The organism is Peteryoungia rhizophila (assembly GCF_004912145.1).
Taxonomy (GTDB): Bacteria; Pseudomonadota; Alphaproteobacteria; order Rhizobiales; family Rhizobiaceae; genus Allorhizobium; species Allorhizobium rhizophilum.
This window is the reverse complement of the sequence record NZ_STGT01000002.1, coordinates 379,938-401,249: the sequence shown is the minus strand read 5'-3', so window position 1 is coordinate 401,249 and position 21,312 is coordinate 379,938. Positions and strand designations below refer to the sequence as shown.

Annotated in this window: 19 protein-coding genes; 8 read left to right on the top strand and 11 right to left on the bottom strand. The window is 61.1% G+C overall.

Annotation, left to right across the window (positions count from 1 at the left end; genetic code table 11):
- Positions 1-284: 284 nt before the first annotated feature.
- Positions 285-512 carry a 30S ribosomal protein S21 gene (gene rpsU, locus E9677_RS07850; protein WP_136557548.1) on the top strand — a complete coding sequence of 76 codons (228 nt, stop codon included), beginning with the start codon at positions 285-287 and terminating at the stop codon, positions 510-512.
- Between the two features lie 158 nt (positions 513-670).
- Positions 671-1,513: a tetratricopeptide repeat protein gene (locus tag E9677_RS07845; protein WP_235882918.1), complete on the top strand. Its 843-nt coding sequence runs from the start codon at positions 671-673 to the stop codon at positions 1,511-1,513.
- 143 nt (positions 1,514-1,656) lie between these two features.
- Here E9677_RS07845 and E9677_RS07840 read toward each other — a convergent pair whose 3' ends face one another.
- The 3 genes from E9677_RS07840 to E9677_RS07830 all read right to left on the bottom strand — a co-directional run bounded on the left by E9677_RS07840 (position 1,657) and on the right by E9677_RS07830 (position 5,279).
- Positions 1,657-1,881, bottom strand: coding sequence for an aa3-type cytochrome c oxidase subunit IV (locus E9677_RS07840; protein ID WP_136557546.1), 225 nt, complete (start codon positions 1,879-1,881; stop codon positions 1,657-1,659).
- Between the two features lie 132 nt (positions 1,882-2,013).
- Positions 2,014-2,733, bottom strand: coding sequence for an N-acyl amino acid synthase FeeM domain-containing protein (locus tag E9677_RS07835; RefSeq protein ID WP_235882886.1), 720 nt, complete (start codon positions 2,731-2,733; stop codon positions 2,014-2,016).
- Between the two features lie 236 nt (positions 2,734-2,969).
- Positions 2,970-5,279: a putative bifunctional diguanylate cyclase/phosphodiesterase gene (locus tag E9677_RS07830; RefSeq protein ID WP_136557544.1), complete on the bottom strand. Its 2,310-nt coding sequence runs from the start codon at positions 5,277-5,279 to the stop codon at positions 2,970-2,972.
- A 382-nt stretch (positions 5,280-5,661) separates the two neighbouring features.
- Here E9677_RS07830 and E9677_RS07825 point away from each other — a divergent pair, with 382 nt between their 5' ends.
- Entirely contained in the window at positions 5,662-6,213 is a 552-nt protein-coding gene (locus tag E9677_RS07825) for a TRAP transporter small permease subunit (protein ID WP_136557543.1), read from the top strand.
- Between the two features lies 1 nt (position 6,214).
- A complete protein-coding gene (locus tag E9677_RS07820) occupies positions 6,215-8,074 on the top strand; it encodes a TRAP transporter large permease (RefSeq protein WP_136557542.1) in 1,860 nt (619 codons plus the stop codon).
- A gap of 120 nt (positions 8,075-8,194) precedes the next feature.
- Here E9677_RS07820 and E9677_RS07815 read toward each other — a convergent pair whose 3' ends face one another.
- The 5 genes from E9677_RS07815 to E9677_RS07795 all read right to left on the bottom strand — a co-directional run bounded on the left by E9677_RS07815 (position 8,195) and on the right by E9677_RS07795 (position 12,755).
- Complete coding sequence (locus tag E9677_RS07815) at positions 8,195-9,301, bottom strand: TRAP transporter substrate-binding protein (RefSeq protein ID WP_136557541.1); 1,107 nt, start codon at positions 9,299-9,301, stop codon at positions 8,195-8,197.
- Between the two features lie 256 nt (positions 9,302-9,557).
- Complete coding sequence (locus tag E9677_RS07810) at positions 9,558-10,037, bottom strand: hypothetical protein (protein ID WP_136557540.1); 480 nt, start codon at positions 10,035-10,037, stop codon at positions 9,558-9,560.
- A gap of 77 nt (positions 10,038-10,114) precedes the next feature.
- Positions 10,115-11,077: a 2-hydroxyacid dehydrogenase gene (locus tag E9677_RS07805; protein ID WP_136557539.1), complete on the bottom strand. Its 963-nt coding sequence runs from the start codon at positions 11,075-11,077 to the stop codon at positions 10,115-10,117.
- Positions 11,078-11,134: 57 nt separating this feature from the next.
- Positions 11,135-12,151, bottom strand: a complete 1,017-nt coding sequence (locus E9677_RS07800; protein ID WP_136557538.1) for a LacI family DNA-binding transcriptional regulator — start codon at positions 12,149-12,151, stop codon at positions 11,135-11,137.
- Positions 12,152-12,227: 76 nt separating this feature from the next.
- Positions 12,228-12,755: a MarR family winged helix-turn-helix transcriptional regulator gene (locus E9677_RS07795; RefSeq protein WP_136557537.1), complete on the bottom strand. Its 528-nt coding sequence runs from the start codon at positions 12,753-12,755 to the stop codon at positions 12,228-12,230.
- 92 nt (positions 12,756-12,847) lie between these two features.
- Between E9677_RS07795 and E9677_RS07790 the strand changes: the two genes are divergently transcribed.
- The 4 genes from E9677_RS07790 (at position 12,848) to E9677_RS07775 (ending at position 18,030) form a co-directional block, all read left to right on the top strand.
- Entirely contained in the window at positions 12,848-13,645 is a 798-nt protein-coding gene (locus E9677_RS07790; protein WP_136557536.1) for a creatininase family protein, read from the top strand.
- A gap of 93 nt (positions 13,646-13,738) precedes the next feature.
- Positions 13,739-14,842, top strand: a complete 1,104-nt coding sequence (locus tag E9677_RS07785) for a CobW family GTP-binding protein (protein ID WP_136557535.1) — start codon at positions 13,739-13,741, stop codon at positions 14,840-14,842.
- A gap of 66 nt (positions 14,843-14,908) precedes the next feature.
- Positions 14,909-15,895: a WD40 repeat domain-containing protein gene (locus E9677_RS07780; protein WP_136557534.1), complete on the top strand. Its 987-nt coding sequence runs from the start codon at positions 14,909-14,911 to the stop codon at positions 15,893-15,895.
- A 299-nt stretch (positions 15,896-16,194) separates the two neighbouring features.
- Entirely contained in the window at positions 16,195-18,030 is a 1,836-nt protein-coding gene (locus E9677_RS07775; RefSeq protein WP_136557533.1) for a methyl-accepting chemotaxis protein, read from the top strand.
- A 72-nt stretch (positions 18,031-18,102) separates the two neighbouring features.
- On the opposite strand, the gene E9677_RS07770 is transcribed toward E9677_RS07775, so the two are convergent.
- The 3 genes from E9677_RS07770 to odc2 form a co-directional block, all read right to left on the bottom strand.
- Entirely contained in the window at positions 18,103-18,717 is a 615-nt protein-coding gene (locus E9677_RS07770) for an outer membrane protein (RefSeq protein ID WP_136557532.1), read from the bottom strand.
- A gap of 550 nt (positions 18,718-19,267) precedes the next feature.
- A complete protein-coding gene (locus E9677_RS07765) occupies positions 19,268-19,864 on the bottom strand; it encodes a GNAT family N-acetyltransferase (protein ID WP_136557531.1) in 597 nt (198 codons plus the stop codon).
- 69 nt (positions 19,865-19,933) lie between these two features.
- The gene (gene odc2 / locus E9677_RS07760) at positions 19,934-21,067 is read right to left on the bottom strand and encodes an ornithine/lysine decarboxylase (RefSeq protein ID WP_136557530.1); all 1,134 of its coding nucleotides are present in this window, start codon (positions 21,065-21,067) and stop codon (positions 19,934-19,936) included.
- Between the last annotated feature and the right edge of the window lie 245 nt (positions 21,068-21,312).

Below are 21,312 nucleotides of genomic sequence, written 5' to 3'. Positions count from 1 at the left end.
GGCTTTGGGGGTAGGATGATACAGGTCGCAGATCAACCCACGACATGACGTCCGTTTTGCGACGCAATACCACCCGGCTTTCGACACCCCGTCAAAAGGGGCGTGGCTCGCCTGAAAATTCTTGACCAGAAGCCCTGCAGCATATGGACTTTGCCCACCTCTTCTGGTAACAGGCACCCTAATCGCCGGACTCATGGGCCGCGCGAACCGATAGGCTGTTTCCGTTGATGTGACACGCATTGGCGGAAGGACACAACACCAACAACCGAAGGAACGGGATAAACGTGCAGGTACTAGTCCGCGACAACAACGTTGACCAGGCGCTCCGCGCTCTCAAGAAGAAGCTGCAGCGCGAAGGCGTCTTCCGCGAAATGAAGATGCACGACTTCTATGAGAAGCCGTCGCAGAAGCGTGCGCGTGAGAAGGCTGAATCCGTTCGCCGCGTCCGCAAGCTCGCCCGTAAGAAAGCCTTGCGCGAAAGCGGCGTAGTCGCCGTTGCTCGCGGCCGTTGATCGGCCCCGTTTTAGACGTTTTCCTGTGAAATGAGAGCGGGGGCGAAACGAATCGCCGCCGCTTTTTTGATATCAAACACGAACTTGCGCTGTCTGAGGCCTGATGCGGCGCAGACAGCGGCCGGATGATGCGCCTCATGACGAAAACCTCCGTGCTGATGACTGCCTCCAACACTGACCGCAAGCACCGCCTGGCCTCTGCCGTGGCCCTGCTCGCCGCCCTGACCCTGGCAGGCTGCGCCACGACGACGGAAACGACCGACGTGATCCGCCTCGATCGTGCCCAGGGTTCCGACGAGAACATCGCGTCCCTCACCGCCGTCATTCAGGCCAATCCGCGCGCTCCGGAAGGTTACAATGTGCGCGGTTCTGCCTATGGTCGTGCCGGCCAGTTCAAGCAGGCGCTCGACGATTTCAACACCGCCCTGCAGATCAATCCGCAATTCTTCCAGGCCTATGCGAACCGTGCGCTGGTCTATCGCAACATGGGCAAGCCCGTCGAAGCGGCCGCCGACTACAATGCGGCGCTCAAGATCAACCCGAACTACGACGTCGCCTATATCGGTCGCGGCAACATCTACCGCCAGGCCGGTCGCATCGACGAAGCTTTCGGCGATTTCAACCGCGCCATCCAGCTCGACACGACAGACGGCCGCGCCTATCACAATCGCGGCCTGATCTATCAGCTGCGTGGCGACCACGCCAAGGCGATCGATGACTTCTCGAAGGCCATCTCGCTGTCGTCGCGCGCACCGGAACCCTACAATGGTCGCGGCGTCTCCTACATCGCGCTGAACGACGACGAAAACGCCTTTGCCGATTTCAATCTGGCGATCGAGCTGAACAACAGCATCGCCGAGAGCTGGGCCAATCAGGCACTCGTTTACGAGCGCCGCGGCGACAAGGCACGGGCTGCCAAGTCCTACAGCCACGCTCTGCGCCTCGACCCGAAATACGAGCCGGCCAAGCAGGGCCTCGCACGCACGCGCGGAACGACCTGAAAACTGGACGAGACACGGATTTGAGAGCGGCGGGGCAACCCGCCGTTTTTTTGTTTCCGCGGATTAGATTTAAGACATTGGGGCCAACGAAAAAGACGGCCCGTTTCCGGACCGCCTCATGCAGATCAAAGTTTTTATGGCGGTCAGCGCATCATGAAGACGCCGGCGACCGACAGAACGATCCAGATCAGCAGGCCGCCGAGCAGGCCCGCACCGCCGAAGAAACCGGCAGCCATTGCAATCATGAGAGCAACGAGCAGCGCGGTGCCATATTTGGCGCCGGCGATGAAAAGGTCATAGGTCTTTTCGTGCTCCTTGTAGTCCATGGTAGCACCGGTTTCGACCGGACCGGAATGATGTTCGCTCATGTTCGATCTCCCAATTCTCAAGGACTGGCGGCACCACGGCAGAATCACTGAGGACACGGCTATGGGCGAAATTACGTCTTTTCCCGCATACACAAACGCTAGCCGGAGTGCAATCGTATCCGCGGGTTAGCGTCAATAATCCCGCCCGGCGATGGCACCGGAGATCTTGCCTGCCGCCACGAGCCGCGCCGAGGGCAGGATCGTCAAGGGTGTCGTCGGCAGTGCCCCCTCCCCGCGTCCGAACATCATCCGCCGCTCGTAGACGCCAGAATCGAAGAAGGGGTAGCGCTTCAGGAGCTTCTCTCCTGTCGTATGCGTGTTCGTCGCCATCAGGGTGAGCTCACGACCATAAACTTCGGTCATCCGCCGCTCAACGACCGTCTCCGCATAGAAGACTCGCTTGTAGAAGGCCGCGTGCGGCGGTCGCACGGGTTGTAGAACCCGGTCTGCCTTGAAATAGGCGGCAGCGACGATGCTTGGTCTGAGCGTGATATAGGGAAGAACGGAAACCTCCGTTGCAAAAGCGGGATCCACCGCGAAGCGCGCGGGGTCGATGATGGTCAGCCCCGCGTCGAGATACGCCTCCATGACGTCGGGAAAGACCTGGGCCGATTGCGAGAGCGGATGCTCCGGCGTCACATGATGAAGCCTGATCGTGCTGACCAGTTCCTCGAAGTAGTAGATCCCGAAGACATAGGCATGCGGGTCGAAATCCGCTTCGTCTATCATGCTGGGCGCAGCGCGCGGGATCATGTCGGCCGCCTTGTAGGTCTTGTAGCGGAGCTGCTCGATCCCCTCGAAATCCTCGTTAGTCTCGATCCGCCGATACTCGATGAAATCGAGGTGACGCATCAATCGTTCCGAAAAGCCTTCCAATTCCATGCCAGACGCTCGCTACGGTTACCGCCGATAGCTCCCGGGGTATCACGCAGGGATCCGGTCCGCGCCCCTAGATATTAACAATAGATTAAAGTCTTCCCTATTAAGGTTAACGGTCACATATGAAACCGACTGAGTTCAATTGACTTCTGACTAATACAGCATTCAAGCAACATAGAAAGTATTGCGTGGGTTTTATACCGTCTGCGTCAGGCCACGCCGCTCTGCCCTGTCAGCCCGGTGATCTCTGCTTCCTGCGCTAACGCTTCCACGGCCTGCGCAGCGATTGGCATGGAGAAGACATAACCCTGGATCAGGTCGGCGCAGTTGTGCTTCCTGATCAGCGCCAGCTGCTCCCCCGTCTCGACGCCCTCGATGACAATCCCGATATCGAGCCCCCGTGTGAGCGCAACGATGCCGCGCAGCAGTTTCAGGCGGCGCGGGTCCTCTCCGATGTTGCGGACGAAAGAGCGATCGATCTTCACGACATCGACCGGAAGCGTATCGAGGTAGCTGAGGCTCGAGAACCCCGTTCCGAAATCGTCGATCGAGATCGTGATGCCGAGGCTGCGCAAGCGATCGAGGACCGCACGCGCTTCGGACAGTTCCTCGATCAGGCTGCTCTCGGTGACTTCCAGATGCAGGCGCCGCGGTGCAAGCCCGGTTTCCGCCAGGATTGCCTCAACCGTTTCGGACAGGTCTTCGTGGCGGAGGTCGTGGACGGACAGATTGACCGACACCCCTATGGTCTCGGGCCAGCTGCGGCAGTCGATGCAGGCCTTGCGCAGCACCTGCTGCGTTATGGACGTGACAATGCCCATCTCCTCGGCGATCTGGATGAAGATATTGGGCGCGATGGCTCCCTTCTCGGCATGATGCCAGCGCGCCAGCGCCTCGCAGCAGACGAGCCCATGGCCATCGGGCGTGAACATGGGCTGATAGACGACCGTGATCCCTTGATCGTCGACGGCCGCACGCAAATCCGCCTTCAGCCGTTGCCGTTCCAGGTGGCGTGCATCCATCTCCTCTTCGAAGAGCGTAAACTGGCCGCGATTGCGCGCCTTGGATTCGAACAGCGCGATGTCGAGTTTGACGGGCCACTCCTCCATCTTCGGTTCCGCGCTATCAAGCAAGACGCCTCCAGCGGAGAAGACGACCGGTATTTGCGCCCCGTCGACCTTGTAGCGGTTGCATGCCGCAGCATGCAGTTGTCGCATCTCGTCGCCGAGATCGCCGGCTTGCTCCACATTCGGGAAGAAGAGAATGAAGTGATCGCCGACCAGCCGCCCCACCACCGCCTTGCCGGCTGCGAGCTCCGTAAGCCGGGTCGCGATTGCGGAAAGCAGCCTGTCTCCGGCGAGATGCCCCTTGAGATCGTTCACATGCTTGAAGTCGGCGACGTCGAGGATCATCAGCCCGATCGTCCGCCCGACGGCATCCGCCTGCTCCAGCCGTTCGCGCACGATATCGTTGAAATAGGCGCGTTGCGGCAGTCCAGTCAGGCCGTCGTAGCGCGCCATGTGCAGGATCTTGCGGTCCGCACGCACCCGCGCAGTGACATCCTCGAATATCAGCACGACACCGCCCTCGTCCCGCCGCCGGGCCGAGAACTCAAGCACCAGATCCTCCGAGAAATGCATCACGGCGCGGTTGGAGATCCCTTGCGTCAGCTGCGAGAGCTGCTTCTGCAGGAGGCTGGGCATGGTGCCGTCGATGAAGGTGTGGCGAACACCGTAGCGCAGCACGACATCGAGATCGCAGCCCGTCAGCCGCCGGCGATCCCCGAGATTGAGCAGTTCGCAGGCCTTGCGATTGACCACTTCGATCCGGTTGTCCGGATCGAGCATCAGAAGACCATGGGTCATGTTGCTGAGCGCTGTATCGAAACGATCGGCGATCTTCGCCATTTCGCGCGACGCAATGACATTCTCGTAAAGGAAGTCCCGAACCCCGTTTGCCATGGCCCGGGTGGTCAACCAGAAGGGGATCAGCAACAGCGACAGAAGCGACTTGTAGACATCCTGCGACAGCAGGCTGCCGATCACCATGGGCGCGCAGCAGGCCAGCGTCTGAAGATCGACCGCCAGCCGGGAACCATAATTGCGCCCGACAATGGAGACCATGGTCGCCATGGCAACCGAAATGCAGGCGAGTTCGGCGAACGTGTCCTGGAAGGCGAGCATCGCATAACCGCTGCCGATCCCGAGGATCGCCATCGTCGATGCGCCCCCCAAAACGTAACGCCGCTCCCAGGCTGCGATCTGCGCTCGGCTGAGCGTCGCCTTGTCTTTGCGATCGAAGACGAAAAACGAGTGGAGGCGGAAGGCGAAAATCAGAACGAAGCAGCCGCATAGCAGCAGATAGAAGGTGGCCCCGGTTTGCACGAAGACCGTGATGAAGGTCAGGATGTGGACAAACATGCCGGTGAACAGCGTGAAACGGTTGCCGAACAGAGAACTCACGAACGACAGATAGACATCCGTGGGCACGGTCTGGTCGCGCCGCTTCTCGGCCCTCATGACTTGTCCTCCCGGCGAGGCTGGACGCGAAACCTCAGCTGTCAAAAAACGCCTCTTCCAATCCCGATGGCCGGATCCCGGCGGCTAAAAAAACCTGTCCTGAAACGTCACAGTAATGCATGAAACGAAGCAAAGTCTAAAATGCACTGCTTCGAAGCGGGACGCAAACGCGTACGTCACAACCCGTTAAAGGCGGCATAGGGAAATCGTTCAAATGCCACGGGATGGCCAAGGCCGAGTGCACCTGGCGACACTGTGAGCCCGCACCCGCAATTGCACGAAAGTTCAACTTTCGTAGGCTCCCCGACAAGGGCTGGCCTGTGCAGTTGCGCGCCGTTTACCATTGCTCTAAGCACGAAAGGACAAGGGGAGAACACACACAATGACAATCCTGTTGGCTGTTTCCCGGCTGATCGACGCGATCAACGGGGCCATTGGGCGCTGGGTTTCCTGGCTGCTTCTGGCCGCCGTCCTGATCAGCGCCGGCAATGCCGTTATTCGCAAGGCCTTCGACATTTCATCCAATGCCTGGCTCGAGCTTCAGTGGTATCTCTTTGGTACCGTGTTCATGCTTGCCGCTGCCTATGCACTGCTTCGCAATGAGCATATCCGCATCGACATCCTGTCGAGTGGATGGACGAAGCGGACACGGGACTGGATCGATCTGATCCTCCACATCATCTTTCTGGTGCCCTTTTCCACTCTGATGGCCTATCTGGCCTGGCCCTGGTTCTGGTTGTCCTTCCGGTCGGGAGAAGTCTCTTCGAGCGCCGGGGGCCTGATCATCTGGCCTGCCAAGGCTGTCGTGCTGATCGGCTTCATGCTTCTGACCGCCCAGGCCTTCTCGGAAATCATCAAGCGCGCTGCCGTACTGATGGGCCGGATCGAAGACCCGAACGTGGCACCGCCGGTGACTGAAGGCACGGAGGCCTGAGATGATCGACCTTATCGCCCATAATCTCGCGCCGATCATGTTCACCAGCGTCATGCTGATGTTGCTGCTCGGCTATCCCGTCGCCTTCACGCTCGCCGCCGGTGGCTTGATCTATTTCGTCGTCGGCGTCGAAGTCTCGCACATCTCCTCGGAGATCCGCCTGTTCTGGCCGCTCCTGCAATCCCATCCGGAACGCATCTACGGGATCATGTACAACGACACCCTGCTGTCGATCCCGTTCTTCACCTTGATGGGGCTCATTCTCGAACGGTCACGCATGGCCGAAGACCTGCTCGATACGATCGGCCAGCTGTTCGGCCCCGTGCGTGGCGGTCTCGCCTATGCCGTCATCCTCGTCGGCGCCCTGCTCGGCGCGACCACCGGCGTCGTAGCGGCCTCGGTCATGGCCATGGGCCTGATCTCGCTGCCGATCATGCTGCGCTACAAGTATAATGGCCCGCTGGTCTCCGGCACCATCGCCGCTTCCGGCACGCTCGCCCAGATCGTCCCGCCCTCGCTCGTCCTGATCGTCATGGCCGACCAGCTCGGCCGCTCGGTCGGCGACATGTATGTCGGCGCGCTCTACCCGGCCCTGATGGTCATTGCCGCCTATTGCGCCTACATCTTCGCTGTGACCCTCATCAAGCCGGAATGGGCCCCGGCCCTTCCCAAGGAAGCCCGGACCCTCGGCGACGGCGTCACCTCGCTTCTCGTGATGATCGCAATCGGCACCGGCCTCTACTTCCTCGGCTACCACATCCTGTTCACCGGCATCGCCAGCGCCGAATGGCAACTCGTGGCCGCACTCGCCTTCGGCGTCATCTCTGTCTACGTCTTTGCCCTGGTCAATCGCGGCATGAACCTCAACGTGATCTCCCGGCTCGCCCAGCAGGTGATCATCGTCATGGTCCCGCCGCTCGCACTGATCTTCCTCGTTCTCGGCACGATCTTCCTCGGGATTGCAACACCGACGGAAGGCGGCGCCATGGGTGCGACCGGCGCGCTCATCATCGCGACCGCCAAGGGACGCATGAACCTTTCCATCCTGAAGAATGCGCTCGACGCCACAACGCGTCTCTCCGCCTTCGTCATGATGATCCTGATCGGAGCCCGCGTCTTCGGCCTGACCTTCTACGGCATCAACGGCAATGTCTGGATCGAGGATCTGATGCTGGCCCTGCCGGGTGGCGAATACGGCTTCCTGATCGTGGTCACGATCATCATCTTCATCCTCGGCTGCTTCCTCGACTTCTTCGAGATCGCCTTCATCATGGTGCCACTTCTGGTGCCCGTCGCCCAGAGCCACGGGATCGACCTCGTCTGGTTCGGCATCATTATCGGCATCAACCTGCAAACGTCCTTCCTGACGCCGCCCTTCGGCTTCTCGCTCTTCTACTTGCGCTCCGTCGCCCCGGAGGGACGCTGGAAGGACAAGGTGACCGGACAGATGCGGGACGGCATCAAGACCATGGATATCTACAAGGGTGTATTGCCGTTCATAATCATCCAATTCCTGGCAATCATCACCGTCATCGCCTTCCCGGGCCTGGTGATGCATTACAAGGATACCCCGGTGGTATCGGACCCGAGCACGATCCAGATCGAACTGCCCGGCTTCGGCGCGCCCACCACGCCATCCTTCGGACAGCCGGGCACCGGCGGTGGAGCAACGCCGGCCCCGTCCTTCGGCCTGCCACCTCCCAACTTCGGCTCCAGCCAGCCGTCCGCCCCCGCCCCTGCGGGTTCGGCACCTGCGGCTCCTGCTCCAAGCCTGGGTCTTCCGCCTCCGGATTTCGGCGGAACCCCGGCGCCGGCAGCACCCGCTCCGCCGGATCTCAGCCAGCCCCCCGCGTTCAATTGAACAGCAACGAAGGCCCCCCATGCGGGGGCTTTCTCTTTGCCGGCTTTGGGCCAAATGCATGACGCACAAAAAAACCGGCCCCCCCGAAGGAGGCCGGTCGAAAAGCGAAATCCGGAAGGCTCAGAGTTTGCCGGCGCGCTGCTGCATCATCATGAAGGTGTCGTAGGTGTATTCCGACAGCTGCATCCACAGATAGGCTTCGCGCTTGAACGCGACCTGGTCTTCGTAGATCTTCTTGAACGACTCGTTCGACGCGGTGATTTCCGCATAGACCTCAGTCGCAGCGTTGAAGCAGGCCTCGAGGATTTCCTGGCTGTAGGGACGCAGCTGCGTGCCGGCGGCCACGAGTTCCTTGATCGCCTTCGGGTTCTTCAGGTCGTACTTCGCCATCATGTTGGTATTGGCGAAGGCGCACGCATCACGCAGTGCAGCCTGATAACCGGCCGGCAGGCCTTCGAACTTCTCCTTGTTGGCGAAGGCGTGAATGACCGGGCCACCTTCCCAGAAGGCCGGGTAGTAGTAGTAAGGCGCAACCTTGTTGAAGCCGAGCTTCTGGTCGTCGTATGGGCCAACCCATTCGGCGGCGTCGATCGTGCCCTTTTCAAGCGCGGGATAGATGTCACCGCCTGGAATCTGCTGCGGCACGACGCCGAGCTTCTCGACCACGCGACCGGCAAGGCCGGCGATGCGCATCTTGACGCCCTTGAAGTCGTCGACCGTGTTGATTTCCTTGCGGAACCAGCCGCCCATCTGCGCGCCCGTATTGCCGGCGAGGAAGCCGACGATACCGTGCGTGGCATAGAATTCGTTCATCAGCGTATTGCCGTTGCCTTCATAGAACCAGGCATTGGTCAGGCGCGCGTTTAGGCCGAAGGGGATGGCCGTACCGATGGCGAAAGTCGGATCCTTGCCGACGTAATAATAGGAGCACGTATGGCACATTTCGACAGTGCCGGCCGAGACTGCATCGGCGGCCTGAAGGCCCGGAACGATTTCGCCGGCTGCAAAGACCTGGATCTGAAAATTGCCGTCGGTTGCTTCCGACACATGTTTGGCGAGATCATCCGCACCGCCATAGATGGTGTCGAGCGACTTCGGGAAAGACGACGTCAGGCGCCAGGTCACTTTCGGTGCACCTTGCGCAATTGCAGGAGCTGCGAGCACGGTGGACGCAGCGGCGCCTGCACCGGCAACGCCAGCCTTCTTGATGAATGAACGACGATCCATGAACTACCTCCCAGTTGTTGCCCCACCGGCGGGCATCGTCGGCCCCTCCCGGCAGCGATGCGCGAGCTAACCATTTTAGCCAAAGCCGTTCAAGCGCTTGGCCTCATTCTTTTGGCTTAGAAACTGGTTGGCATGAAGAAAGTTGAGCTTGAGACTATGTTAGCGCAAGCAAAGAATTTTGCGCGCTGGCATGTGTTCGGATCACGGGGACGCCACGCCTCGACTGAACAAGACGATCTCCGCACCCAGTCCGCGATCAAGGCAACATCAGGAGAGCAAGATCGGCACCCGGCTCATCTGCCGCTTCGTAGGAAAAGTGCCGCCCCCGCACAAGCGTCAACAGGATCGCACCATTGGAGTCCGAAATGATGACACTGCCATCTTCATTCTGCGTCCAGTTGCTCGCGCGTGCCAATCCTGGCCAGACTTGCTCACAATCCGGTGGCGCATAGAAGTCTCGACTACGGCTGGTCAGAGCCGCTCCCCGTTCCACGATACAGACGGTTTTGCGGGTAAAGTTGGAAACCGAAAAGATTGCGGGAGGCGACATCACATGCGCCTGAAAGGAGGACGGGACGGACGATGTCGAGCGCAAGGCCGACGGAATGGTCCCGAGGACGATCGGGTCCGCCGCTTCCTGCGCGACCTGCCGAGGGCCGGCCCAGAAGCCGATCCCGATCGCTGAAATACCAGCACACACCACTGCCGTCGCGACAATGACGAAAGAGGACTTCATCGCAGCATCCTTCCGCTTGAGACCTCATGATCCGCACAGGATGCGGCATCAAGCTTGCGGAAGGCTGGCGTAGCGAATCAGCGCGGCGAAACCGGCGTCTCGGGAACCGGGGTCAGCGGACGGCCGGTATCGAACCAAGAAATCACGTTGTCGGCCACGAGATCGGCCATGGCATCGCGCGTCGGCACCGAGGCCGAGGCGACATGGGGCAGCAGCGAGACATTCGGAAGGTCGATCAGCGCTTGCGGCACATGGGGTTCTGCAGTGAATACATCGAGACCGGCGGCCGCGATCGTGCCATTCTGAAGCCCTGCGATGAGAGCCGCGTCGTCCACCGTTGTACCGCGACCGACATTGATCAGAACGCCGTTCGATCCAAGTGCTGCCAGAACCTCGGCATTGATCGCGCCGTTCGTCTGCGGGGTCGAAGGAACGATCGAGATCAGGATATCGACCGCCTTGGCCAGCCCAACCAGGCTGTCGTGATAGACATAGGACACGTCCTCGCGCGGGCGGCGGGTATGATAGGCGATATCCACCTTGAACGGCGCGAGCCGTGCTGCGATCTCCATGCCGATCCGTCCAAGGCCATGGATGCCGACCTTGCGGCCTTTCAGGGACAAGGGCGAAAGAGGAAAGGCCCCTTCGCGCTCCCAACGTCCCTCGCGCAGGTAACGTTCGGCAAAATGAAACTGGCGCACGGTGTTGAGAAGCAGCGCGATCGTGGTGTCCGCCACTTCGTCGTTGAGCACATCGGGCGTGTGGGTGACGATGATCCCCCGCGCCGCAGCGGCACCCACATCGACGCCGTCATAGCCGACCCCGAAACTGCCGATCATCTCGAGCTTCGGCAGGCGTTCGATCAGGGAAGCGGGAAAGCGCCCGGACACGGCAGCGCCGCGCACCCGCGCCAATTGCTCTGGCGTCGCTTCCGCAGCAGATGCATCGGCGACTTCGAGGACCTCGAAGCGTTCTGCGAGGCGGGCGCGGACACGCGGATGTATGCGACCGGGGATCAACACGAGGGCTTGATCGGACATGACTGTCTCCAGGCGGGTAGAATGAGAAGGCGGCCGGACATGGAAGCCGGCGGAGGTTCAGCGGCGGATCGGGGCCGTCGACTGGCGAATGCGCATTTCGGGCTTGATCAGATGGATACCGTCGGGCTCGTGGCTGCCGGCGAGCTTGTCGAGCAGCGCACGTGCAGCGAGACGTCCGACCTCCGCCTGTCCGTTCCAAACGGTCGTCAGCGACGGCGTTGCGATCGAGGCTTCCTCGAGGTCGTCATAGCCGGTGACGGATATATCCTGGCCTGGGATCAGCCCCGCGCGCGCGATGCCGTTCATCAACCCGATCGCGACGAGGTCGTTCCAGCAGACGGCCGCCGTTGGCTTCTGCGGCAGCGACAGGAAATTGACCGCCGCCTCGAAGCCGCCCTGCTTTGTACGCGGCCCCGGGATACGCAGGCCTGGATCGACTTCGATCCCCGCCTTGCGCAACGCATTCACATAGCCCTGGTAGCGGTCACGTCCCGTCGAGGTCTGGTCCGTGCCGCCGATCATCGCGATCGAACGGTGGCCGAGGCCGATCAGGTGGTTGGTCGCCAGCGAAATGCCATAGGTGTCGTCGCCACGATAGATCGGCACATCCAGCCCATCCATCGAACGCGCCACGAAGATGGCCGGCATGTTGTTGTTCTCGGCCAGCAAAACGTCTTCCGGCGGCGTGCCGATGGCCGGCGACATGATCACGCCGTCACCGCCGAGCTGCAGCAGCGTCTCGATGAACATGCGCTGCTTGTCGACGCTGTCATAGTGATTGGAGAGAATGAAAGTATGACGGCTGCGGTCGAGCTCGGTTTCGATCGCCTTGAGGATTTCCCCATAGAACGGGTTCATGATGTCATGTACGACGACACCGATGATGCCGGACCGCGAGGTGCGCAGGCTCGCAGCACGGCGGTTGTAGATGTAGCCGAGCGCGCGGGCCTGGTCCTTGATCTTTTCACGGGTGTCGGCCGCAACCAGCGGACTGTCGCGCAGGGCGAGCGATATGGTGGCAGTGGAGAGACCGAGCGTTTCCGCAATGGTCGACAGCTTTACCTTTTGTGCCACGTTTCCTCCCTCGCAGCAGGCCGGTGGGCGTTCGCGCGCCCTTAAATGTTTTAATTAAACAATTTAATCTGCGATTTCAATCGTCGTCGTCGGACGTAGCAGAGGGCCTGGCAACCCCGTTCTGGACGAGATTGTCTTCGATCACCGAAAGCAGCTTCACCAGCGTCTTCAACTCTTTGCCCGACAGGCCCTCCAGCGCCTGCGCCTCGCAAGCCTGCATGGCTTCCTCGATGCGCGCGACACTGCCGCGCCCTTCGTCGGTGAGATAGACCTTGGTGAGCCGCCCGTCGCGACCGTCGGTGCGACGCTGAACGAAACCCTGCGCCTCCATCCGTCCGATCGTACGTGTCATGGTCGGCGCCTTCACCCCGAGCTGATGAGCAAGCGCACCCGGCGTCTGGCCATCCTCCTGAGCGAGCAGTTGCACCACGCCGTCCTGACCGGGGTAGAGGCCGCTCTCGGCGAGCCCGTGCGACAGCCTCGTGCGCAACGCCCGGGCGACCTGAGTGACCGTGGAGCTGAGCACCCCGAAGGCCGGAGGCTCCTTCTTCTTGGCCTTCTTCTTTTCGCCGCGGTCCTTGTCGGCCTTGTCCTTTTTCGCCATGACTCTCCCCGATGGACACGCGCTACAACCGCTGCATTACCCGCCGCGACGTTTGGTTGCCATGCATAACGAAGATCAGGAGCTTAGACCAGATGGTGAAACCGGTGTCGTGGTACGACCAGAACGATCCGGCCCTGACGTCTATTGACCGCGCCGACTGGATCGCCGTCCTTCCCCTCGGCGCCCATGAACAGCATGGCCCGCACTTGCCCTTAGAGACCGACACGATCATTGCATCGGGCATTGCAAACCGCCTGGCGGAGGCCCTCCCCGCCCATCTGCCTGTGACCATCCTGCCGGTCGAAGCGATCGGCTATTCCATCGAACACATGGATGTGGAAGGCACGCGCACTCTCACCTTCGAAGATGCCGTCCACCGCTGGCTCGGCATCGCCGAGACCCTGAACCGCCAGGGCATCCGCAAGCTCGTGCTGCTCAACGCCCATGGCGGCAACTCGCCGCTCCTGACCATCGTGGCGACCGAGGCCCGCATTCGTTTTAACATGCTGGTGGTCGCCACCAGCTGGACCCGCTTCGGCATTCCGGACGGCTGGATGAGCCCAGAGGACAAGGCGATCGACATCCACGGCGGTGATATCGAGACCTCGGTCATGCTGGCCCTGGCCCCGAAGCAAGTCGATATGACCAAGGCTCGCAACTTCCCCTCGCGCCAGTCGGACTTCGCGGCGCGCTACAAACACCTGCGCGCCTACGGGCCCCATGCCTTCGGCTGGAAGATGTCGGACCTCAACCCGGACGGCGTCACCGGCAATGCGGCGGCGGCAACGGCGGAGCGGGGTGAGGCACTGATCGCTCACGCAGTGAGGGGCATTTTGGAACTGCTGGATGACGTACATGCGTTCGACGTCTCAGACATGGATACAGCTTGACGAAAGCCTTTGAACTGGCGAAGCGGAACGCCTATATGGGGGTAATACCATTACAGCCGCATCGCCCGGCGCCCCCTGACATCAGAGGCTTTCATGACCGAAGCATCCGTAAAACCGACACCCGTCACCGTGCTCACCGGCTATCTCGGTGCCGGCAAGACGACGCTCTTGAACCGTATCCTGTCGGAAAACCACGGCAAGAAATACGCCGTCATCGTCAACGAGTTCGGCGAGATCGGTATCGACAATGACCTGATCGTCGAGTCGGATGAAGAAATCTACGAGATGAACAATGGCTGCGTCTGCTGCACGGTGCGCGGCGACCTGATCCGCGTTGTGGAAGGCCTGATGCGCCGCCCGGGCCGCTTCGACGGCATCATCGTCGAAACGACAGGCCTGGCTGATCCGGTCCCAGTCGCTCAGACCTTCTTCATGGATGACGATGTCCGCGCAAAGACCGAGCTCGACGCCGTGGTGGCTCTGGTCGATGCCAAGCATCTGCCGCTGCGCCTCAAGGACAGCCGCGAGGCCGAAGACCAGATTGCCTTTGCCGACGTCGTCGTGATCAACAAGGCCGATCTCGTCAGCCATGACGAACTGCACCAGATCGAGCACATCGTGCGCGCGATCAACCCGTCCGCCCGCATCTATTCGACGACGCGTTCGGGCGTGGATCTCTCCAAGGTACTCGATCAGGGCGCCTTCAACCTTGAGCGCGCGCTGGAAAACGACCCGCACTTCCTCGACCATGACGACCCGGATCATGTCTGCGGCCCGGATTGCGACCACGACCACCACCATGGGCATGATCACCATGACCATGACCACGGGCACGAACACCATCATCACGACCATGGCCACCACCACCACGACCATGCCCCCTCTGCGATCCACGATGTTACCGTCACCTCGGTTTCGCTTCGCGGCGGTGAGATGAACCCGGACCGTTTCTTCCCCTGGATCCAGAAGGTGACCCAGACGCAAGGTCCGAACATCCTGCGCCTGAAGGGCATCATCGCCTTCAAGGGCGACGAAGAGCGCTATGTCGTGCAGGGCGTCCACATGATCGTCGAAGGCGATCACCAGCGCCCGTGGAAGGATGGCGAGAAGCGCGAAAGCCGCCTTGTCTTCATCGGCCGCGAACTCGATCGCGAGAAGCTGGAAGCAAGCTTCAAGGCCTGCGAAGCGACCGCCTGAATTGACTGACCGGGGCGCTTTGCGCCCCCTTACCCTTGAAATCTGCCCGAAAGAAAGCCTGTCCGTATGCCCACTGTCGCGCCACTCGATATCGAAGGTCACGTTGTCTCCACCCATTTCCTCGGAGACATCCCGGTCTTTGCTGCCGCGACGGGTGCTGTTCACCGGCTGGACGGCGGCGAGAAGGTGACGGAGGCCAATGCCGGCCTCCTCACTTGCATCAAGGATCCGGCAAGCCAGACGCTGCTGACCGGTGGTGAAGACGGTCGCGTGCTGCGCATCGCCCATGACGGCACCGTGACCGAACTCGCCCACGTGCCGCGCAAGTGGATTTCCGTCGTGGCGCCAGGCCCGCAGGGTGCCGTCGCCTATGCCCATGGCAAGTCGGCCTTCGTGCGTCTTGCCGACGGCACAACGAAGGAATTCACCGAGGAGCGCACGGTCGAGGCGGTGGATTTCGCGCCCAAGGGCCTGCGCATCGCCGTCGCACGCTACAATGGCGTCACGCTGCACTGGGTCGGAACGGCAGGCGCGCCTGTCGATCTCGACTGGAAGGGAGCCCATACCGGCGTCACCTTCTCGCCTGACGGCCGCTTCGTCGTCACCATGATGCAGGAATCGGCGCTGCATGGCTGGAAGCTCGACGGCAAGGCCGCCGACACCCGCCACATGCGCATGACCGGCTATCCGGCCAAGGTCAAATCCCTGTCCTGGTCCCTGAAGGGCAAGTGGCTCGCCTCGTCAGGCGCGCCGGCTGCAATCGTCTGGCCGTTTTCCGGCAAGGACGGCCCGATGGGCAAGGCTCCGCTGGAACTCGGCACCCGCGCCAACATTCTCGTCACTCAGGTCGCCTTCCACCCGATCGAAGAGGTTTTGGCGATCGGATTCATCGACGGCATGATCCTCGCGGTCCGCATTGCCGACGGCAAGGAGGCGCTTCTGCGCCGCCCGGGCAAGGGCGCTGTCACCTCGCTCGCCTGGAGCAGCACGGGCAAGCTCCTCGCTTTCGCCTCAGAGGCCGGAGACTGCGGCGTGATCGATATCACCGGCTGATTGCCGAAAACATGGATCTAAAGCGCTATAGTTGCGTGTATGCACGGTGAAAATCCCGCCTGACGGGCTAATACTATAAAAAGTCGTAGTAACCAGTTCACCAAATACTCAGCTTAACCATGTGGTAGTAATTCCCTCCCTATTTTTCGGGGAGGCGAGCGAGAGACAGAACAGCCGCGTCTCGTCTGGACTGAAAGTTTACCAACGAATCCTCTTCAGTTTTCTTCAACCACGGCAACCCGGCCGAGGGCGCATCTTCATGCGCCTGCTCGGCGGACGGACTTGCGAACGGACGCAACATGAACCTGAACCTGAAAATCGTGGTGACCGCGGCAGGTCTTGCCCTGGCCGCCGGCATAGTGGCCGTCGCAGGCGTCGGCGCTCAGACGCTGCAGACACTGAAAGTCAACGGTCCGATCTACAAGCAGATCGTCGACGGCAAGGACCTGATCGCGGACATCCTGCCTCCACCGCTCTACCTGATCGAATCCTACGCGCTCGCCAATGAAGTTTTCATCCATCCCGAAACCGCGGCAGTCAACGTGCCTCGCTTCGACCTGTTGAAGAAGCTCTACGACGAGCGTCGCGAATACTGGAAAACCTCGACCCTTCCCGACAATCTTCGCGCAAAGCTCTATGACGAAGTCATCGCAAAGGGCGACCTCTTCTGGAGCACCCTGCAGAACGAAGTTCGCCCCGCTCTTTCCGCCCGCGATGCCAGCGCTATCACCCCGGCGCTCGCCAAGCTGAAGGTCGAGTTTCACGAACACGAAGTCTCGGTCAACGAGTTGGTGACGATGGCGACCGACTACCTCGTCGGCCGCGAGGCCTATGCCGCAGCGGAATCGGCGAGCCGCGAAACCATCGTCTTCACGCTTGGCCTCCTGCTGCTTGGCACCGCCCTGGGCAGCGTCTACTTCATCCACCGCCGCGCCCTGAAGCCGCTCGGTGAAATCACCGGTTTCATGACCAACATGGCAGCCGGCGACTTTACCTCAGCGGTTCCCTATGCCAATCGCCGCGACGAAATCGGTCACATCGCAGCGGCAGTCGAAGTTTTCCGACAGGCAGGCCTCGAGAACCAGCGCCTACAGGCGGAAACGGAAGCCGCGCGCGCCGAAGTCGATCACGAACGCAGCCTGCGCGACAAGGACCGGATGATCGAAGCCGAAGCTCTGCGTTTCGTCATCGAAGCGCTCGGTGCCGGCCTGCACCGCCTGGCCGAGTGCAATATTCGCATGACACTGGACGAAGCCTTCGAACCGCGCTTCGAGCCTCTACGTCAGGACTTCAACCACTCCATCGCCACCTTCCAGGCGACGCTGGAGCGGGTTCTGGAGGAAACGCGCAGACTTCTGGAGAACAGCCAGGAAATGCGCCAAGCCTCCGGCAATCTTGCGACCCGCACGGAGCAGCAGGCAGCCGCTCTAGAGGAAACCTCGGCGGCCCTCGAACAGGTGACCGCAACGGTCCGCGCCTCCGCCCAGCGGACCAGCGACACGCGAGAACTGGTGCGCGACGCCAAGAACTGTGCCGTCTCTTCCGGTGAAGTCGTTCGCTCCGCAGTCTCCGCCATGGAACGCATCGAATCGGCCTCGTCCGAAATCGGCCAGATCATCGGGGTCATAGACGAGATCGCGTTCCAGACGAACCTGCTGGCGCTCAATGCCGGCGTCGAAGCAGCGCGTGCCGGTGACGCCGGCAAGGGCTTTGCTGTCGTCGCCCAGGAAGTCCGCGAACTCGCCCAGCGCTCTGCGAATGCCGCTCGCGACATCAAGGGTCTGATCCAGAAGTCCAGCGTCGAGGTCTCATCGGGGGTTCAACTCGTCGGCGAAACCGGCAACGCGCTCGATCAGATCGGCGATTTTGTCAGCCGGATCGACACCAATGTCGATGCAATCGCCACAGCCGCCCGCGAACAGGCACTCGGACTGCAGGAGATCAGCGCTGCCATCAACAGCATAGACCAGATGACCCAGCAGAACGCCGCCATGGTCGAGGAAACGACCGCGATCAGTCATACTCTGGCGGAAGGCGCCGTCCAACTCACGACGCTGGTCAATCATTTCCAGTTGAATCGCCGGGCCGAAATCCGCGACAGCGGGGCACGCCAGATCAACCATCGCGCCGCCTGAGCCTTCAGAGCGAAGACAAAAAAGCCCGGCCTCCGTAAGGAAGCCGGGCTTTTTCATGTCTGATGAATTAGATCAGAACTTGACGGCGAGGCCGACATTGACCGTGTGCTGGCTGAAATCGACGTCTGTGCCGCCAACGTTGCCATTGCCGAAGTCGTTGTAACGATATTCGACGCGAGTGAACATGCGGTCGGTCAAGGCGTAGTCGACGCCACCACCGATGGTCCAGCCATGCAGCGTGTCGTCGCCGAGCGGGCCTTCAACATTGGTACCGGTGTAACCACCAGCTGCGAAGAGCAGCGCGCGGTCCATGGCGTAACCAACGCGGGCACGAGCGGACCAGTTCAGGCCGGTTTCATAGTCGGCGCCAGCAATGGTTTCTTCGTTCCAGTCGTAGTTCAGGTCACCTTCGACACCGACGACCAGCTGGTTGCCGAGATCCCAGTTGTAACCTGCGAAACCGCCGAAGCGTGCGCCGTCGAAGCTCTCGTCGAAACCAGCGACTTCGCCGTCACCCCAGCCGTAGCCAGTGAGGATACCTGCATAGCCACCTGCCCAGGAAAACTGCGGCACGGTTTCGACAGCGATCGGCGGTTCAGCCGGAGCTTCGTAGATTGCGTCAGCCGCAAAAGCCGAGGTCGAAATCGCCAGAGCGGCGGCAGATCCGAGAAGGATGCTCTTCATCATATTTTTAACTCCTGTGTTACAAGGCCACTTATAACGCCATCTCTGGTTAAAGTATGTGATGATTATACAACATAACCATCTAAACCCAACCGGCGCTTTTGTTCCCGCCCGTGCGAAATTTTTCGCGCCGGACCCCGCAGCAGGAAGCTTCGAACAGGAAAATGGTTCCTTGATGTGGCCGAAAAAAGATCAACTGTGTCAGGAACCCGTGATCGCCGTGTGAAACCTGCCACACCGACAGGATGAGCGCCCCGCGTGGCGGCAGACCCGGCGTTCTCAACCTTCGAAGAACCGAGACTTTCCGGGCTTCATGCCCTGGCGCAGATTGAAAAAGATAAAGGCGGCTGCCATCGGCTCCGCTCTCCAGTCTCAACAGGACCGAATTGTGATCAGAAGCGATAGGGGGCGCCTGTGGCCGAGGCGACACAGCCAGAGGTGACGATTGGCAAAGGCGGGGCCGGCAAACCGCCTGCACACCAAAGCAAAAAGGTAAGGGCCCGGCGCGACGAATCGCGGCCGGGCCCTTCAGCGAGCATCCGGGAGCCTTCGATCATGCTGCGCGGCGCGAGACCATCGGCTGCGACAGCTTGCGCCCGGACGCGACCACCATGCCGGCGGCTCCTTCAAGCCAGCCATGCACGAGTTCCAGCGCCAGGAAGCGGTCACGCGCAAACGGACCCGGCATCACCAGATGCTGCGTCTTGTCGGCAAAGAAGCCGAAACGCTCATAGTACGCGGCATCGCCGACGAGCAGAACAGCGCCGTGCCCGCGCTTGCGCGCTTCGAGAAGAACGGCCCGCATCAGTGCAGCCCCGATCCCCTTGCCTTCATGGGCGCAGTCGACGGCAAGCGGACCGAGTAGCAGGGCATCGATCGCCCTGCCCTCACGGCAGATCCCAGCTTCGACGTTCCACAGGCGCACGGTGCCGATGACATGGCCGGCGGCATCACGGGCGACGAATGCCAGCCCTTCGGCAGGAATGCGACCGCGGCGGATCTTCTCCGACGACTTTTTGCGGCGGTCGCGGCCCATGGTGCGGTCAAGCAGCGCTTCGCGCGCGACCACGTCGGCCGGCGTTTCATGATCGATGACAAATGCAGGCGCCGGCGCGAAAAGCGCGCGCATGCTGTCCAGAACAGCGGCCATTCTGGCCTCCCATCCCAAGCGATGACGATAATTGTGAGGGTCCGCGCCGGTTGGCCGGCGCGGGAGACGTCAGATGACGTAAGACTTCAGCGGGTCGAAGCCGTTGAACGCCACCGCCGAATAGGTGGTGGTGTAGGCGCCGGTACCCTCGATCAGAACTTCGTCGCCGATCGAAAGCGAGATCGGCAACGGATACATGTTCTTCTCGTACATCACGTCGGCCGAATCGCAGGTCGGACCGGCGAGAACGCAGGGCTCCATCGCGTCAGCGTCATGGGCGGTGCGGATCGGGTAACGGATCGCTTCGTCCATGGTTTCGGCGAGACCGCCGAACTTGCCGATGTCGAGGAACACCCAGCGATGCTCGTCATTATCAGACTTCTTCGAGATCAGAACGACTTCCGCCTTGATCACGCCGGCATTGCCGACCATGCCGCGGCCCGGCTCGATGATGGTCTGCGGGATGTTGTTGCCGAAGTGCTTCTTCAGCGACGCATTGATCGCCTGACCATAAGCCTCTGCGGACGGGATGTCGCGCAGGTACTTGGTCGGGAAACCACCACCCATGTTGACCATCTTCAGGACGATGCCCTGCTTGGCGAGCGAGTTGAACACGCGCTTCGCATCAGCAAGGGCGCCATCCCAAGCATCGACCTTGGTCATCTGCGAACCCACATGGAACGAGACGCCGAAGGATTCGAGACCGAGCTGATGTGCGTAGACGAGAACGTCGACGGCCATCTGCGGCACGCAGCCGAACTTGCGGGAAAGCGGCCATTCGGCGCCTTCGCCGTCTGTCAGGACGCGGCAGAACACACGGGCGCCGGGAGCGGCACGGGAAATCTTCTCGACTTCCTCATGGCTGTCGACGGCGTAGAGGTTCACACCGAGCGCGAAGGCACGGGCGATGTCGCGTTCCTTCTTGATGGTGTTGCCGAAGGAGATGCGCGAGGCATCCGCACCGGCATCGAGCGCCATCTGGATTTCAGCAACGGAAGCGCAGTCGAAGTTCGAGCCGAGCGAGGCCAGGAGCTGGAGGATCTCCGGCGCCGGGTTCGCCTTGACTGCGTAGTAGATGGCGCTGTCCGGCAGGGCATGACGGAAGGCACCGAAATTGTCGCGCACGACGTCGAGGTCGACCACGAGGCAGGGACCTTCGGGACGTCGGGTGTTGATGAAGTCGAGGATGCGTGCAGTGGTCATCGGTCTAACCCTTCCAAATTCCAAGAATGTCCGAAGCTGCCAAGCTTCGGATGGACAAAGGACGGCGAGACATCGCTCGAAACCAGTCGGTGGAGACACCGGTACCGTACGAACGCTCGACGCGCGAAACGATGGATCAACGCACTCGAAAATGAGTACATAAATCCGCTTTGTCTGCCATGGATTGGAGGGAGACCCTACCGCACTTCCGGCAATGATGGTGTGCCTCTGAAGTAACTCCGGCT